Here is a 13,169-nt window from a genome sequence, read left to right as displayed (position 1 = left end):
GGCCTTCTCCCCCCTCCTGCTTAAAACCGGGGTTCGGGGGTGAACCGGAGGGACTCTACACCAGAAGGCGGAATACGGCCAGACGCTGGAGTGGGTCTTCGAGTTGTTCCCGCGGCTGTCCGAGCGACGCAAGCAGGTCGGCGGCACGCTCTCCGGCGGTGAGCAGCAGATGCTGGCCATCGGCCGCTCGCTCATGGCTCGACCGCGCCTGCTGCTGCTGGACGAACCGTCGATGGGATTGGCGCCCATGGTGATTCAGCAGATCTTCCGGATCATCAGTGAGATCAACCAGCAGGGCACCACCGTGCTGTTGGTCGAGCAGAATGCCCAGCAGGCGCTGACCCGCAGCGACCGCGCCTACATTCTGGAGACCGGTGAGGTCACCAAGAGCGGTATCGGCGGGGATCTGCTCACCGATCCCGCCGTGAAGTCGGCCTACCTGGGCGTGGGCTAGAAGTCGGACCGTCCGTGGCCGCCTCGAGGCATGATGGCGGGATGTGCACGGCGAAGGCTGAGTTGGCGCTCGGTCTTCGCCGTGCCCATCAGAGGCTGGCCAGTGTTGGGCGCTGGCGCGCCCAACGACCACCACTGGAGGAATGGCGCTGTGGACGGGCATGACGAACTGACGAATCTGGCCGACCGCTACTGGGACAGCGTGCTGGCGGCCGCGCCGAGCACGGCCACCCTGCTCGGCGACCACCGCTTCGACGACCGCGTCGAGGATCTCTCGCCCGAAGCCGAGCAGCGGCTGCTGGTGACCTTGCGTGATTTGCGCGATCAGGTCGACGGCCTCGATGCCGAAAAACTGAACGGAACCGATCGGATCACGCGCAGTCTGCTGCGCACCGAATTGGATTCGGCCATCGACAATCTGGCGTGGCGGCCGACCGAACTGGCGTCGGAGCAGATGGACGGTGTGCACGCCGGAATGCTGATGATGGCGCCCCAGATCAAGGCGCCGGAGCCCGAACACGCGCGCGCCCTGGTGCAGCGCCATCGCCAATTCGACACACTGCTCGACCAGGCGGTCCAACAGTTCCGCAACGGCTCGGCGGCGGGCCGCACACCCGCGCGCATCACCATCGAACGCTCGCTCAACCAACTCGACGGCTACCTGGCCTCCGATATCGCCACCGATCCGTTCACCACATTCGCCGGACCGGTGGACTGGGATGGTGCGGCCGCCTGGCGTGCCGAACTCACCGAGGTCGCGCGTGAGGTGATCCGCCCTGCCTTCCAACGCTATCGAGACGTTCTGGCCGACGAACTGCTGCCCGCCGCCCGTCCCGACGATAAATGCGGCCTGTGCTGGCTCGGTGCCGACGGCGAGGACATTTACCGGCGGCAGTTGCGCCGGCACACCACCCTGCCCGATCTCGGCGCGGACGAGATCCACGAACTCGGCCTTTCCGAATTGGTGCTGCTGCGTGCGGAATACACCGCAATCGGTACCCGACTGTTCGGCACCACCGATACGGCCGAAATCTTCACCCGTCTGCGCCAGGATCCCGAACTGCGTTATGTCAGTGGCGAGGAGATAATGGCCGATGCGCAACGCGCGCTCGGCGCGGCGATCGCGGAGATGGGCAATTGGTTCGGCCGCCTGCCCAAGGAATCCTGCGATATCTCCCCGGTGCCGGACTTCCTGGCCGCGGATGCGCCTGCGGCGTACTACTTTCCGCCCGCCGCGGACGGCTCCCGGCCGGGCACTTACTTCGTCAACCAGCACGAACCCACCGGCCGCAGCCGCTACGAGACAGCGGCGGTGGCCTATCACGAGGCCATTCCAGGGCATCATCTGCAGCTCACCATCGCCAACGAGCTCGATCAGCTGCCGCGGTTCCAACGGCAGTCGTTCGCGAATACCGCCTTCGTCGAGGGTTGGGCGCTCTATACCGAACGACTCGCCGACGAAATGGGTTTATACGACGATGATCTGGCGCGCATAGGCATGTTGGCCGCCGATTCCTGGCGCTCGTGCCGACTCGTCGTCGATACCGGAATCCACGCCAAGGGCTGGAGCCGCCAGCAGGCCATTGATTTCATGGTGGCCAACGCGCCGGTCGGGCTGGCCGAGATCGAGGTCGAGATCGATCGCTACATCGCGATTCCCGGTCAGGCCGTGGCCTATAAGGTCGGTCAGCTCGAGATTCGTCGGCAGCGTCGGCAGGCCGCCGAACGACTCGGTGCCGATTTCGACATCAAGGCATTCCATGATGTGGTGCTGGGCTCCGGCTCGGTCAGCCTGCCCGTGCTGCGCGAACTCGTGTCCACACTGTGACCCCGCTGAGCGGTTCCTCGAGTTGCGGGCCAGTCCGGGCGGGAGTCCAATGAATGTGCGGTGATCGAGCTCTCTAGGTAGGTCATGAACAGCACGTTCAGCTCTCGGCTCGGTCCGTTGCGCGGCAATCGCATCGTGCTCATCTGGCTGGTGCTCGGCGTGGTCGGTGCGCTCACCGCGACGGGTCTGCTGATGACCGGATATTCCACTGGTCAGGGTGAAATGCGTACTGCGCGTGCGGCTTCCGGTAATTCGATGTCGCCGGGATTCACCGGTGCCCTGCCCGACGCGGCGAATCCGATCGGCGACGGGGCGCCCCCGGTCGCCTTCGCGCCGTTGGCCGGGCTATCGCCGGCCGGGATGCCGGTGACGTCGAGCCGCGCGGTGCAGGCACTGGCCGACCATCCGCTCTTCGCTCAGCACGTCGGACTCGGCAGGGTCGATTGCAAACTGCCCACCTGGCACGATGATCCGGAGTCGGCGCGGGCCTTCTACCGGGCCGCGATCGCCTGCCTGGACGCGTCCTGGGAACCGACGCTGCGCGGCGCCGGACTTCCGTTCCATCCGCCGCTGCTACTCGCCCCCAGCGAATCCCGTGAGGTGGCAAGCCAATGCGTGCAGCGGCTGCGCAACGGCCCGACAACGTTCTATTGCGCGCTCGACGAAACCTTGGTTCTGCCGTACGACGCCATGCGACCGCTGTCCAGCGGATCGCGCCGCGGCGCCCAACTGGCCGTGCTCAGTACCGAATACGGCCACCACGTGCAGAACCTGATCGGCGTCATGCAGGCCTACAACGAAAAGCGTTCGACCGTCGGCAAGGACACCACCGCCGGTCGCGAACAAAGCCGCCGCATGGAACTGCAGGCCCGCTGCTTCTCCGGCATGTTCCTCGGCACCAACTTCGGCCGCGCCGATATCGACGAACAAACCTGGACCGAAGCCTCCCACGCCGTCCAGAAGGGCCACGCCACCCGCGATCCACGGATGCAGGGCACCGAGGAAAATGTGTGGGGCTGGTGGAAATGGGGCTCCGACAAGGGCGATACCTGGGAGTGCAACACCTGGTACAGCTCCCCGGCGCACGTGGAATGAGTGCGTGCTTCTATCAGCGGTGCGCGTCGGTCAGCACCTCGACGACGGCCGCGGTGTCCAGATAGAACGGCCGGATCTCGACGATCAGCCCGTCGCGGAAGGTCATCAGCTGCATCACCGAGGTCTCCAGCATGCGGTCGGTGGCACGGGCCAGCATGCGGCCGCGGTTGTAGATGACCACTGTGTTGCCGTCCACTACGAATCGCTGCTCGAGGAACTCCAGTGCGGCCCAGGTCCGGCTCATCGCCGCCATGAAGTTCTCGATGCCGTCGGGGCCGTGCCATTCGCCGCCGTAAGGGAGGTGCTCGGCCTGGTACATGACGACATCAGGGGCCAAGCAGGCGGCCATCGCATCGAAGTTCGCGCCGTCGGTGATGTAGGCGGCTTCGGCGGCGAAGAAGTTCTGCAGTGCTGCGCGGGTTGTGGTCACCGGGAAATCATGGTCGCCGCGGCGTACCGCTTCCGGCGGAAATCGGACGGCTCGCTGGACTCGCATAACAAGGGGGTGCCGCGGCTGTGGATTGTCGGTGGGGCTCCCTAGACTCTTGCACGTGACCCCAGCGACTACTGATCAGCGTTCCAGTGCCGTGCCCGGAGCAGCCAGTGACATGGGTGGTGAGCGGCCGACGTTGTTGCTGTTGGACGGACATTCGGTTGCCTACCGCGCATTCTTCGCGCTGCCCGCGGAGAACTTCAAGACGGTCACCGGGCAGACCACGAATGCAGTGTACGGATTCACCGCGATGCTGATCAACCTGTTGCGCGACGAGAAGCCGACGCATATCGCCGCGGCCTTCGACGTCAATCGCAAGACCTTCCGCACCGAGGCATACCCGGAGTACAAGGCGGGGCGCAATGCGACGCCCGATGAGTTCCGCGGCCAGGTCGAACTCACCAAGGATGTGCTCGGCGCCATGGGCATCCCGGTGATGGCGATCGAGGGTTTCGAGGCCGACGACCTGATCGCCACCATCGCGACCCAGGCCGTCGCCGAGGGCTTTCGCGTCCTGATCGTCTCCGGTGACCGTGATGCCATCCAGCTGGTCAGCGATGAGGTCACGCTGCTCTACCCGCGCAAAGGCGTCTCGGATCTCACCCGGTTCACCCCGGATGAGGTGATGGCGAAATACCAGCTCACCCCGGCGCAGTACCCGGACTATGCGGCCCTGCGCGGCGACCCGAGCGACAATCTGCCCGGCATTCCGGGTGTCGGGGAGAAGACCGCCGCCAAGTGGATTCGCGAATACGGCGATCTGAGCACCCTCGTCGACAAGGTGGACGAGGTGAAGGGCAAGGTCGGCGACGCGCTGCGCGCCAACCTCAGCAGTGTGGTACTCAACCGCCAGCTCACCGAGATGGTTCGCGACGTCCCGCTGCCCTACACCCCCGACCAGTTGGCTCAGCAGCCATGGGATCGCAATAAGATCCACCAGCTCTTCGACGACCTGGAGTTCCGGGTACTGCGCGACCGGCTCTTCGAAACCCTCGCGCCGCCGGAGCCCGAGGCCGAAGCCGGCTTCGAGATCAGCGGCGGCGCGCTCGAGGTCGGCGCGGTCGCCGCGTGGCTCGCCGAACATGCGAAAGTTGGTGTCCGCCATGGTATTTCGGTGGTCGGCACCGGCACGCCGGGCAATGGCGATACACGCGCACTCGCCATCGCCGCCGCGGACGGCGAGAGCGGCTACATCGATGTCTCCGTGCTGACCCCGGAAGACGAAGTCGCACTCGGCGCTTGGCTGGCTGATCCGGCCGTGCCGAAGGCGCTGCACGAGGCCAAGGCCGCAATGCACGCGCTGCGCGGCCGCGGCTGGACCCTCGCCGGTCTGACCAGCGATACCGCCCTGGCCGCCTACTTGGTCCGCCCCGGCCAACGCAGCTTCAACCTCGACGATCTCTCGCTGCGCTATCTGCACCGCGAACTGCGTGCCGAAACCGCCGAAACCCCGCAGCTGTCGCTGCTCGACGATGCCGACACCGTGGACGCCGAGCTGGCGCAGAGCGAAATGCTGCGCGCCAGAGCGGTTCTGGACCTGGCCGAGGCACTCGACGGCGAACTGCGCCAGATCGAATCCAGCGCACTGCTCGACGATATGGAACTGCCGCTGCTCGGCGTGCTCGCCGAATTGGAGAATGCGGGCATTGGAGTCGATACCGACCAGCTCGAGGCCCTGCAGCGCCAATTCGCCGATAAGGTCACCGATGCGGCCAATGCCGCCTATGGCGTGATCGGCAAGCAGATCAACCTCGGCTCACCCAAGCAGCTGCAGGTGGTGCTCTTCGACGAACTCGATATGCCGAAGACCAAGCGCACCAAAACCGGCTACACCACCGACGCCGACGCGTTGGAATCGCTGTTCGAGAAGACCGAGCATCCATTCCTGCGGCATCTGCTCGAACACCGCGACGCAACCCGGCTCAAGGTCACCGTGGACGGACTGCTCAAATCCGTCGCCGACGATGGTCGCATCCACACCACCTTCAACCAGACCATCGCCGCCACCGGCCGGCTGTCATCGACCGAGCCGAATCTGCAGAACATCCCGATCCGCACCGATACCGGCCGCCAGATCCGCGATACCTTCGTCGTCGGCCCCGGCTATCGATCGCTGATGACCGCGGATTACAGCCAGATCGAAATGCGCATCATGGCCCACCTTTCCGGTGACGAGGGCCTGATCGAGGCCTTCAACTCCGGCGAGGATCTGCACACCTTCGTCGCGTCCAAGGCCTTCGATATCCCGCTGTCGGAGGTGACACCCGAAATGCGGCGTCGGATCAAGGCGATGTCCTACGGTCTCGCGTACGGCCTGAGCTCCTACGGTCTTTCGACGCAGCTGAAGATCAGCACGCAGGAGGCCAAGGAGCAGATGGAGGTCTACTTCGACCGCTTCGGCGGCATTCGCGACTACCTCTACGAGGTGGTGGAACAGGCACGCAAGGTCGGCTACACCGAAACCCTCTTCGGCCGCCGTCGTTACCTGCCCGATCTGGACTCCAGCAACCGTCAGCGCCGCGAGGCCGCCGAACGCATGGCCCTCAACGCGCCCATCCAGGGCACCGCCGCCGACATCATCAAGGTCGCGATGATCAACGTGCACAAGGCGATCGAGGCGGCGGGCCTGCGCTCGCGCATGCTGCTGCAGATCCACGACGAACTGGTCTTCGAGGTCGCCGAGGGGGAGCGCGACGCCCTGGACGCACTCGCCCGCGAACAGATGTCCTCGGCGATCACGCTGTCGGTCCCGTTGGACGTCTCCGTCGGCACCGGCCGCAGCTGGGATTCCGCCGCGCACTGAGCGGTGATTGCGGCACACCGGATTTCCGGTGTGCCGCAACGCGTTTCAGCGTCCGTTGGCCAGCGGTTCGCACTGTATGGCAGCCTGCTGATAGATCCTGGACCTGAGACGAAAATAGCGGAGCCGCAACTGGTTACACCGATTGCCTGGGTCGTGCCGACAACCAGCGCACATCCGGCTCGGGCCGAGATCGATAGTGAAATCGTCCCCGGGGACAGCTTTGGCGACTGTGCGGGTACTACGTCAGACCGCAGGATCGTTCATGTACGAATGACGCCGCACCAGCTTCGCCGACCCCGTGCGCAGGTCGATCTCATCGCGCGGCGGGGCCCCATCCGACTTGTCTTCCTTATGCATCAGTGCCGTCTGCCGCTGCTCGAATTCGTGATGCTTCGAACCTTGAAATGCCGCGGCCACTTGTTCGAATCCGGTCGCCGCGACCGGCGTGTGCTTGCGGTGTCTGAACCAAGGCAGTATCCGGCTACCGGTGAGTCGATTCCACAGCACCTCGACGAATGCGAGTCCGATCAGCAGGATGGCCAACCCGGGAATGGTCATGGCGACAAGGGCACCCATGTGACCGAAAGTACCGCCGCGTGCCGCGGCCTGCCATCCACCTCGGTACTACACCCCCTGAGCTGCGAGGATGATACTCGCGAGTAGGCACGACGGGCGAGGAATGTGGTTGCCATTGCGTCCGGATCGCCCTATTCTGGTCCGCGTGCCGAATCCCGCCGACCGCCACAGCGCCGCGCTCCACGTCGCAGACCGCGACAGCGCAGTGCTAATTCCGCTTACCGCGATGGTGGCAACCCGGCGACTTCTCGTAGTAACCCGCCGTAGCGGGGTCTGATTCGGACCGGCCCCCTCGCTGCGGGCTACTGATTACTTACTGCTGGTCCCCTCTGTCAATTGAGAAGACAATCCTCGGGAAGACCTCCGCACAATGACCATTCTGACCCTTGACCCCAACATGTTCATCGCCGCCGCCCCCAAGGCGCTGCGCGCCGAATGCGCCGATCTGACACCCGCGCAATTCCACCACCGCTATGGCGAGCACATCGGCCCGATTCGGGTCGGTGACTGGTCGCCCGCTGGCAATCGGAGCGCGGAGTTCACGGCCACCCTGGAATTCGCCGACCACCTGCGCACGGTGATCGCCACCGGCAGCCCGGTCGCCGCGATGACCTCGGCCCTCTATGACGAGGGCTATCCGGTCGAAATCCTGCAATTCCACCAGCGCCGCACCGCTGCCGGCACCGCGACGTTCGTGCAGTGCGAATGCAACGGCAGGCGCGGCTGGGGCGCGGCCCTGGCCGACGACGGGGCCGAATCGACGGTCCGCGCCATGATCGCGGGCGTCAACAAGCTGGGCGCCTGAGCGAGGCGAAAACGCAACGGGCCGTTCACATTCCGCGGAATGTGAACGGCCCGGTGGTGCAGTTTACTGATCTGCCTGCTGCTCGGCGAGCTGCTTGCGCACCTCGTCCATGTCCAGCGCCTTCACCTGGGTGACCAGATCCTCCAGCGCGGCGGGCGGCAGTGCGCCGGGCTGCGCGAAGACCAGCACCCCCTCGCGGAACGCCATAATGGTCGGAATCGAGCGAATGTTGGCGGCTGCGGCCAGGCCCTGTTCGGCCTCGGTGTCGACCTTGCCGTGCACGACATCGGGATGCTTGTCCGAGGAGGCCTCGAAGGTTGGCGCGAAGCTCTTGCACGGACCGCACCAGTCGGCCCAGAAATCGACGAGTACCACGTCGTTTCCGGTGACGATCTCATCGAAATTCTGTTGGTTCAGCGTCTGGGTGGCCATGACGTCCTCTCGTGTCGATTGTCGCCAGCTATAACGTCCGGCTCGTTATATATCTTCCGGCGGTGCCGCTATCTTCCTCGGGCGACCGGCCATTCGCGCCGTTGATCGCCGTCCCAACGCCGGATACCCACCACGGTCGCGGGAAAATCACGGTCCCTGGCTACGGCATGGATCGCCTCGCCCACATGCTGTGGCGGCACCCGTCTGGCCAGCGTGATATGTGGCGTCCACTCGTCGGGTTGCGCATTCGACGGTATGCCGGGACATGGCGACACGACCGAGAAGATCCGACGTTGCAGTGCGAGCAACTGTTCCGACGGCACCACCGACCGGACCAGGATCGGATTGCGCGCACCGAAGACGAGCAGGCCGCCCAGTCTTATCGGAATCGGCCGGAAACTCAGTTGATCCAGTGCGTGATCGATGCGCGGCCAGATCTGCCTGGCCACCGCGACGGTGATATGTGGTCGATTGGTTTCGGCATGCTTACCGGCCGAACTCGGGATGCCGGCATCGGTGAGCAACTGCCACTGCCGCCGGATCTCCGCATCGGCCACATCGTCCAATAGCAATTCGACCGACTGCACCATAGTTCACGAGAGGTTAGCCGCCCGCGCGGCTCGATGGGCGGCGAACACGCGGCCCAGTTGTCGGTGCACGAACGTTGTCGCGGGAGGATGGCCCGGTGAACCGTATGCGTCTCGGCCTCATCGAAGGTGACGGCATCGGCCCGGAGGTGGTCCGCGCCACCCGCGTGGTGGTCGACGAAGCACTGACCGCGGCCGGCGCGGCCTCGGTCGACTGGGTGCAATTGCCGATGGGGCAGCGCGCCATCGAAGAATTCGGCGATCCGCTGCCCGAGCAGACCCTCGCGGCCCTAGACGAACTAGATGCCTGGATCCTGGGTCCGCACGACAATGCCGCCTACCCGCCCGAACTTCGAATCGCACCAGGCGGCGCCATCCGCAAACGCTTCGGTCTCTACGCGAATATCCGCCCCGCGCGTGCCTTCGCCGGAATCAAGGCGAACGCTCCCGACATCGACCTGGTGATCGTCCGGGAGAACAGCGAGGGTTTCTACGCCGACCGCAATATGTTCGCCGGGTCGGGCGAGTTCCGGCCCACCCCGGATGTGGCGATGGCGGTCGGCCTGATCACCCGCCAAGCCTGCGAGCGGATCGCGCATGAGGCCTTCCGGCTCGCGGCCGCGCGTCGCAAGCGGGTCACCATCGTGCACAAGGCCAATGTGCTGCCCATGACCATGGGCCTGTTCCGCGACGTCTGCTATGACGTCGCCCACGCCTATCCGGGCGTCGAGGTCGACGACGAACACGTCGACGCGGCCGCCGCCCATCTGGTCCGTGCGGCCCGCGACTACGACGTGCTGGTCACCGAGAACCTCTTCGGCGATATCCTCTCCGATCTCGCCGGCGAACTCAGCGGCTCGCTCGGCATCGCCGCATCGCTCAACTGCTCGGCGACCAAGGCGATGGCACAGGCGGTACACGGCGCCGCACCGACCCTGGCCGGACACAATCGCGCAAATCCGGCGGCGCTACAGCTCTCGGCGGCAATGTTGTTGCACTGGCTGGGAATTCGCGACAACAACCGCGCGCTGTCGAAGGCGGGTGAACGCATCGAAGGTGCCGTCGCTGCCGCGTTCGCCGCGGGCATCGCCACCGCCGACCTGGGTGGTCTTGCCTCGACCAGCGAATTCACCGAGCAGGTCTGCGCCAGGGTGCACCGGCGCTGACTGGGATCGGTGAGGCGACCCGGAACCCAACTCATTCGAACATCGGACCGTCCGGTAGGGTCCACCGCCGGTGCCTGAGTGTTTGCTGTGCTCGGAGTGTTCCGCACAGAACGGATAATCTTCCGTTACTGTCCAGCACGAAACGCCACGATCGCTTAGATTGCCAAACGGGTGGTGACGCCCGGGTTTCTCGGATCCGAAATGTGGAGGGCTGCTGTGTCTGTTCGATCGGTTCTTGGCAGGCGCGCCCTGCAAGCGATGTGCGTACTCGCCGGTGGTGTGCTGGCGGTGTCGGGCTGTAGTAACACCGAGGACAACTCGCCCTCGGTGGTGAAGGTACAGGGGATCGACAAGTTCGACACGGCCGCCGCGCTACTCCCGGACAAGATCAAGCAGTCGGGCAAGCTCGTCGTCGGAGTCAATGTCCCGTATCAGCCCAATGAGTACAAGGATCCGAGCGGCAAGATCGTCGGTTTCGATGTCGACCTGATGGACGCGGTCGCCGCGACCCTCGGCCTCAAGGCCGAGTACGTCGAATCCTCATTCGAGAAGATCATTCCCGCGATCCAGGCGGGCACCTACGACGTCGGCATGTCCTCCATCACCGACTCGAAGGAACGCGAACAGAGCGTCGACTTCACCACTTACTTCAACGCGGGCAGCCAGTGGGCGCAACAGACGGGTAAACCGATCGACCCGGAAAACGCCTGCGGTAAGCGGGTCGCAGTGCAGGCCACCACGGTTCAGGACACCGACGAAATTCCGGCGCGCAGTAAGAAGTGCGAGGCGGAGGGCAAGCCCGCCATCGATAAGAAGCCGTTCGACGAGCAGAGCGCGGCGACCAACGCGCTGGTGCTCGGCCAGGTCGACGCGATGTCGGCGGATTCGCCGGTTACCGCGTATGCGATCAAGAAGAGCGACGGCAAGATCGAAGCGGCGGGCAAGGTCTTCGATTCCGCGCCCTACGGTTGGGCCATTCCCAAGGGTTCGGCGCTCGGCAAGGCGCTGCAGGCCGCCGTCCAGCACCTGATGGATAACGGCAAGTACCTGGAGATCACCAAGAACTGGGGTGTGCAGGAAGGCGCGATCACCAAGTCGGTCATCAACGGCGCCGAGAGCTGATCGATGTCGTCATCCGAAATCACGTCGGCGCCCGGCGACAACACCGGGCCCGGCGGGCCGATCGACGCGGCAGAACCGGAGCCGATCAAGGCCGTTCCCCTACGCAGGCCGGGCCGCTGGATCGCTGCGGCGATCATCCTGGCCCTGCTCGGGCTCTTCATCTACGGCGCGGCCACCAACCCCGCGTACGGATGGGGAACCTATCGAAAGTACTTGTTCGATAGCCGGATCGCCTCCGGCGCGATGATCACCCTCGAGCTGACCGTGCTCGCGATGGCGATCGCCATCGTGCTGGGCGCGTTGCTCGCGGTGATGCGCCTGTCTCCGAATCCGGTGTTGCGCGCCGTGGCGTGGGTGTATCTCTGGATTTTCCGTGGCACACCGGTTTTCGTGCAGTTGGTCTTCTGGGGTCTGTTTCCGTCGCTGTACAAGTCGATCCAGCTCGGTGTGCCGTTCGGGCCGGAGTTCGTTCGGATCGACGTCCAGGGATTGCAGGCCGCGTTCGCCTTCGCAGTGATCGGCCTCGCGTTGAACGAGGCCGCGTATATGGCCGAAATCGTCCGTGCCGGAATCAATTCTGTCGGCGAGGGGCAGCGCGAGGCCTCGACGGCGCTGGGCATGTCGTGGTCGCAGACCATGCGCAGAACCGTGCTGCCGCAGGCGATGCGGGTGATCATTCCGCCGACCGGTAATGAGCTCATCGGCATGCTGAAGACCACTGCGTTGGTCACCGCGATCCCGTTGAGCACCGACCTGTACGGGCGGGCCCGCGATATCTACGGTGTGAACTTCCAGCCGATTCCACTGCTATTGGTCACCGCCACTTGGTATCTCGCGGTCACCAGCGTGCTGATGATCGGGCAGTATTACCTGGAGCGCTACTACTCGAGGGGTGCCTCGCGACAGCTGACCGCCAAGCAACTGCAGCAACTGGCCGACGCTCAGACGATTGTGAAGGCGAAATGAGCGAGCGTAGCGAGCGAACAATGGACACGGCCGCTTTCGCAGGCATGAGCGGGACGACAGACAAAGTGGAGCCGACTGACACACAGCCGATGATTTTCGCGGATCGGGTGTGCAAGAACTTCGGTGCGCTGCAGGTGCTCAAGGGCATTTCGCTCGAGGTCGGGCGTGGCGATGTGCTGTGCCTGATCGGGCCGTCGGGTTCGGGTAAATCGACCTTTCTGCGCTGTATCAACCACCTCGAGCAGGTGAATGCCGGTCGGCTCTATGTCGACGGCGACCTCATCGGCTATCGCGAAAAGGGCGGCAAACTCTACGAATTGCACCCGCGTGATGCGGCCAAGCAGCGCCGCGATATCGGCATGGTGTTCCAGCATTTCAACCTGTTCCCGCATCGTACGGCGATGGAGAACATTGTCGAGGCGCCCATCCAGGTGAAGGGCCTGCGCAAGACGGACGCGACGGCGCGTGCACACGAGTTGCTTGACCGAGTCGGCATGGGGGACAAGGCGAATGCCTATCCGGCCCAGCTCTCCGGCGGTCAGCAACAGCGCGTCGCCATTGCCCGCGCACTGGCCATGGATCCCAAGCTGATGCTCTTCGACGAGCCGACCTCGGCACTGGATCCGGAATTGGTCGGCGAGGTGCTCGGGGTCATGCGCGAACTCGCCGCCGACGGAATGACGATGGTGGTTGTCACCCACGAAATGGGTTTCGCCCGTGAGGTTGCCGACCAACTGGTGTTCATGGACGGCGGCGTGGTCGTGGAGGCGGGTAATCCACGCGAGATGCTGGCCGACCCGAAACAGGAACGCACCAAGGCATTCCTGTCGCGACTGCTGTGAA

General features: G+C 64.7%; 12 protein-coding genes and 1 pseudogene. 9 read left to right on the top strand and 4 right to left on the bottom strand.

Annotated elements, in window-relative coordinates; translation table 11 throughout:
* Positions 1–64: 64 nt before the first annotated feature.
* From ACIBI6_RS37840 to ACIBI6_RS37830, 3 genes and pseudogenes are all read left to right on the top strand, one after another.
* Positions 65–454 (top strand): annotated as a pseudogene (locus tag ACIBI6_RS37840) (ABC transporter ATP-binding protein); the annotation flags it as partial.
* A 150-nt stretch (positions 455–604) separates the two neighbouring features.
* The gene (locus ACIBI6_RS37835; protein ID WP_364359762.1) at positions 605–2,281 is read left to right on the top strand and encodes a DUF885 domain-containing protein; all 1,677 of its coding nucleotides are present in this window, start codon (positions 605–607) and stop codon (positions 2,279–2,281) included.
* Positions 2,282–2,365: 84 nt separating this feature from the next.
* Positions 2,366–3,376, top strand: coding sequence for a neutral zinc metallopeptidase (locus ACIBI6_RS37830; RefSeq protein WP_364359759.1), 1,011 nt, complete (start codon positions 2,366–2,368; stop codon positions 3,374–3,376).
* Positions 3,377–3,389: 13 nt separating this feature from the next.
* On the opposite strand, the gene ACIBI6_RS37825 is transcribed toward ACIBI6_RS37830, so the two are convergent.
* Positions 3,390–3,806, bottom strand: coding sequence for a nuclear transport factor 2 family protein (locus tag ACIBI6_RS37825; RefSeq protein WP_364359756.1), 417 nt, complete (start codon positions 3,804–3,806; stop codon positions 3,390–3,392).
* Positions 3,807–3,927: 121 nt separating this feature from the next.
* Here ACIBI6_RS37825 and polA point away from each other — a divergent pair, with 121 nt between their 5' ends.
* A complete protein-coding gene (polA, locus tag ACIBI6_RS37820) occupies positions 3,928–6,672 on the top strand; it encodes a DNA polymerase I (RefSeq protein WP_364359752.1) in 2,745 nt (914 codons plus the stop codon).
* A 243-nt stretch (positions 6,673–6,915) separates the two neighbouring features.
* Here polA and ACIBI6_RS37815 read toward each other — a convergent pair whose 3' ends face one another.
* On the bottom strand, positions 6,916–7,248 hold the full coding sequence (locus tag ACIBI6_RS37815) for a DUF6191 domain-containing protein (protein WP_364359749.1): 333 nt from the start codon (positions 7,246–7,248) through the stop codon (positions 6,916–6,918).
* A gap of 370 nt (positions 7,249–7,618) precedes the next feature.
* Here ACIBI6_RS37815 and ACIBI6_RS37810 point away from each other — a divergent pair, with 370 nt between their 5' ends.
* Positions 7,619–8,053, top strand: coding sequence for a 2-keto-3-deoxygluconate kinase (locus ACIBI6_RS37810; RefSeq protein ID WP_364359746.1), 435 nt, complete (start codon positions 7,619–7,621; stop codon positions 8,051–8,053).
* Between the two features lie 63 nt (positions 8,054–8,116).
* On the opposite strand, the gene trxA is transcribed toward ACIBI6_RS37810, so the two are convergent.
* Positions 8,117–8,485: a thioredoxin gene (trxA, locus tag ACIBI6_RS37805; protein WP_062987048.1), complete on the bottom strand. Its 369-nt coding sequence runs from the start codon at positions 8,483–8,485 to the stop codon at positions 8,117–8,119.
* Between the two features lie 68 nt (positions 8,486–8,553).
* On the bottom strand, positions 8,554–9,075 hold the full coding sequence (locus ACIBI6_RS37800; RefSeq protein ID WP_364359742.1) for a 2'-5' RNA ligase family protein: 522 nt from the start codon (positions 9,073–9,075) through the stop codon (positions 8,554–8,556).
* Positions 9,076–9,179: 104 nt separating this feature from the next.
* Between ACIBI6_RS37800 and ACIBI6_RS37795 the strand changes: the two genes are divergently transcribed.
* The 4 genes from ACIBI6_RS37795 to ACIBI6_RS37780 all read left to right on the top strand — a co-directional run bounded on the left by ACIBI6_RS37795 (position 9,180) and on the right by ACIBI6_RS37780 (position 13,168).
* Positions 9,180–10,238 (top strand): isocitrate/isopropylmalate family dehydrogenase, encoded by a 1,059-nt coding sequence (locus ACIBI6_RS37795; protein WP_364359769.1) that lies wholly within the window; start codon positions 9,180–9,182, stop codon positions 10,236–10,238.
* Between the two features lie 258 nt (positions 10,239–10,496).
* Entirely contained in the window at positions 10,497–11,360 is an 864-nt protein-coding gene (locus tag ACIBI6_RS37790; protein WP_364359766.1) for an ABC transporter substrate-binding protein, read from the top strand.
* Between the two features lie 3 nt (positions 11,361–11,363).
* Positions 11,364–12,326: an amino acid ABC transporter permease gene (locus ACIBI6_RS37785; RefSeq protein ID WP_364359739.1), complete on the top strand. Its 963-nt coding sequence runs from the start codon at positions 11,364–11,366 to the stop codon at positions 12,324–12,326.
* A gap of 89 nt (positions 12,327–12,415) precedes the next feature.
* A complete protein-coding gene (locus ACIBI6_RS37780) occupies positions 12,416–13,168 on the top strand; it encodes an amino acid ABC transporter ATP-binding protein (RefSeq protein WP_364359736.1) in 753 nt (250 codons plus the stop codon).
* The last annotated feature ends 1 nt before the right edge of the window (position 13,169 follow it).

This window comes from Nocardia sp. NPDC050412 (assembly GCF_044458825.1).
Classification (GTDB): domain Bacteria; phylum Actinomycetota; class Actinomycetes; order Mycobacteriales; family Mycobacteriaceae; genus Nocardia.
Note: the sequence above shows the minus strand (reverse complement) of the source record. Positions and strands in the feature narration are given on the sequence as shown.

What these genes read in the sequence shown, in the direction of transcription:
- ACIBI6_RS37830 (WP_364359759.1), top strand. Translation starts at nt 2,366, where the DNA reads ATGAACAGCACGTTCAGCTCTCGGCTCGGTCCGTTGCGCGGCAATCGC.
- ACIBI6_RS37815 (WP_364359749.1), bottom strand. Translation starts at nt 7,248, where the DNA reads ATGGGTGCCCTTGTCGCCATGACCATTCCCGGGTTGGCCATCCTGCTG.
- ACIBI6_RS37810 (WP_364359746.1), top strand. Translation starts at nt 7,619, where the DNA reads ATGACCATTCTGACCCTTGACCCCAACATGTTCATCGCCGCCGCCCCC.
- trxA (WP_062987048.1), bottom strand. Translation starts at nt 8,485, where the DNA reads ATGGCCACCCAGACGCTGAACCAACAGAATTTCGATGAGATCGTCACC.
- ACIBI6_RS37800 (WP_364359742.1), bottom strand. Translation starts at nt 9,075, where the DNA reads ATGGTGCAGTCGGTCGAATTGCTATTGGACGATGTGGCCGATGCGGAG.
- ACIBI6_RS37795 (WP_364359769.1), top strand. Translation starts at nt 9,180, where the DNA reads ATGCGTCTCGGCCTCATCGAAGGTGACGGCATCGGCCCGGAGGTGGTC.
- ACIBI6_RS37790 (WP_364359766.1), top strand. Translation starts at nt 10,497, where the DNA reads ATGTGCGTACTCGCCGGTGGTGTGCTGGCGGTGTCGGGCTGTAGTAAC.
- ACIBI6_RS37785 (WP_364359739.1), top strand. Translation starts at nt 11,364, where the DNA reads ATGTCGTCATCCGAAATCACGTCGGCGCCCGGCGACAACACCGGGCCC.
- ACIBI6_RS37780 (WP_364359736.1), top strand. Translation starts at nt 12,416, where the DNA reads ATGATTTTCGCGGATCGGGTGTGCAAGAACTTCGGTGCGCTGCAGGTG.